This window comes from Burkholderia sp. Se-20378 (assembly GCF_017104665.1).
GTDB lineage: Bacteria > Pseudomonadota > Gammaproteobacteria > Burkholderiales > Burkholderiaceae > Burkholderia > Burkholderia lata.
This window is the reverse complement of record NZ_JAAGPG010000984.1, coordinates 1-1,716: the sequence shown is the minus strand read 5'-3', so window position 1 is coordinate 1,716 and position 1,716 is coordinate 1. Positions and strand designations below refer to the sequence as shown.

Sequence of the window (1,716 nt, the reverse complement as noted above, 5' to 3'; positions counted from 1 at the left end):
CCGTGCAGCCACCAGCGCGCCGCGCCGCCGGGCGCTCGCCCGGCGCCGTCGCCCGTGTCGTCGACGAATACGCACACGAGCGGCCGGCCCGATTCCACCGCGCGCGTCAGCGCGGGCTGGTCGGTCACGCGCAGATCGTCGCGGAACCAGACGATCGCGGGAGCAACAGACGACTTGGCGGGCACGGGCACCTCGATGACGAAAGCGGAAAGAGACACGTATTGTCGCGGCTGCGCCGCGTGGTGTCGACGTTCGGCGCGCATGACACGCCAGCGCCCCCATGCCGCCGACCGTCACGTCTATCGCACCACCCTGCGGCCCCGGTGAAACGCCTTAGTCCATTCCGACGATTCTTCGCCGCGTGCGCGAGCCTACGCTCGATGTCGGGTGCGCCGCGTTGCGCGGCACGTGCGGGCCGCGAACGCCCCGCACGTGCCGATCCGCACCCGTCACACGCGCCGACCGATGCCGGCGCGGCTCCTTCCGACCGCCGCGACGCTTCCCGCCACCCGGGTACGCGCGGTTTCATCCGATACGCCGCCATGACCAAACCCTCGAATCTCGTTACCTCGATCACCGTCGACATCGACGCACCGGCCTCCGTCGTCTGGGAAGTGCTGACCGACTTCCCGCGCTACGGCGAATGGAACACGTTCTGCGTCGGCTTCGAAACGACCGGCAAGCTCGGCGATTTCGTGCACATGCAGGTGCGAATCCCGGGCACGGAGACCGTGATTCCCGTCAGCGAGATCCTCGTCGCGTACGAACCCGAACGCCTGCTGTCGTGGGAGCAGCGCCCGACCGACGACAACAAGGACGCCGCGCGCCGCGACCAGTACATCGATGCGACCGGCGCGGAGCGCTGCCGCTATTTCACGACCGACCAGTTCCTCGGCGTCAACGCGGACATGATCATGCAGAACCACGGCGGGTGGGTGAAACAGGGCTTCGACCAGTGCGCACGCGACGTGAAGCAGCGCGCCGAAGCGCTCCATGCGGCACGCCGGCGCAACGGCGCGTGACCGGGAGCCGCCGATGCCCGATCTGCAAACACTGTCCGACCATCACGACATCCGCGAGCTGATCGTCGCGTATTCGAGCGCGATCGACACGCGCGACTTCGACGCCCTCGACGCGGTGTTCACACCGGATGCCGCGATCGACTATCGCGCGATGGGCGGCATCGCCGGCCGTTATCCGGAGGTGAAGGCGTGGCTGCGCACCGTGCTGCCGCAGTTTCCGCAGTACCAGCACATGGTCGGCAACCTGTCGATCCGGCTCGACGGCGATACCGCGCGCGGCCGCACGATCTGCTTCAATCCGATGGAAATCGCGCTGCCGGACGGCAGCACGCAGGTGATGTTTCTCGGGCTGTGGTACGTCGACCGGTTCGTGCGCACCGCGCCGGGCTGGCGCATCGCCGAGCGCGTCGAGGAGCGCTGCTACGGTCACAACGTGCCGGCCGTGCTTGCGGGCGCGACCGGTTGATCCATCTGCGATGCGCGCGCCGTGCGAAGGCTGCACGGCGCACGCATCCCGGAGCGCCGCATCGATCAATCGAGCCGGAACGCCGCCTCGAATCGCTCGGCGAACGCGTCGAACTCGGTTTCCGGCAGATGGTTGATGCCGCCCGCACGCTTGCGCCCGCCGCCGGTCGGAAAGCCGCGACAGAAATCGTCGGCGCCGAGCGGCCGGCCATCGGGCACGCGCACGCTA

The 1,716-nt window shown here is 68.8% G+C and carries 3 protein-coding genes and 1 pseudogene; 2 read left to right on the top strand and 2 right to left on the bottom strand.

Annotated features, from left to right (window positions below; translation table 11 throughout):
• Window positions 1–185: deoxyribodipyrimidine photo-lyase (locus tag G3N93_RS39560; RefSeq protein ID WP_206135477.1), on the bottom strand; the 185-nt coding region annotated here is incomplete at its 3' end.
• 357 nt (window positions 186–542) lie between these two features.
• Here G3N93_RS39560 and G3N93_RS39555 point away from each other — a divergent pair.
• Together G3N93_RS39555 and G3N93_RS39550 are read left to right on the top strand one after the other, a co-directional pair.
• The gene (locus G3N93_RS39555; RefSeq protein WP_174946145.1) at window positions 543–1,022 is read left to right on the top strand and encodes an SRPBCC domain-containing protein; all 480 of its coding nucleotides are present in this window, start codon (window positions 543–545) and stop codon (window positions 1,020–1,022) included.
• Between the two features lie 13 nt (window positions 1,023–1,035).
• On the top strand, window positions 1,036–1,488 hold the full coding sequence (locus G3N93_RS39550) for a nuclear transport factor 2 family protein (RefSeq protein ID WP_174946143.1): 453 nt from the start codon (window positions 1,036–1,038) through the stop codon (window positions 1,486–1,488).
• A 65-nt stretch (window positions 1,489–1,553) separates the two neighbouring features.
• Here the strand turns inward: G3N93_RS39550 and G3N93_RS39545 are convergent.
• Window positions 1,554–1,716 (bottom strand): annotated as a pseudogene (locus tag G3N93_RS39545) (acetyltransferase); the annotation flags it as partial.

What these genes read in the sequence shown, in the direction of transcription:
- G3N93_RS39550 (WP_174946143.1), top strand. Translation starts at nt 1,036, where the DNA reads ATGCCCGATCTGCAAACACTGTCCGACCATCACGACATCCGCGAGCTG.
- G3N93_RS39555 (WP_174946145.1), top strand. Translation starts at nt 543, where the DNA reads ATGACCAAACCCTCGAATCTCGTTACCTCGATCACCGTCGACATCGAC.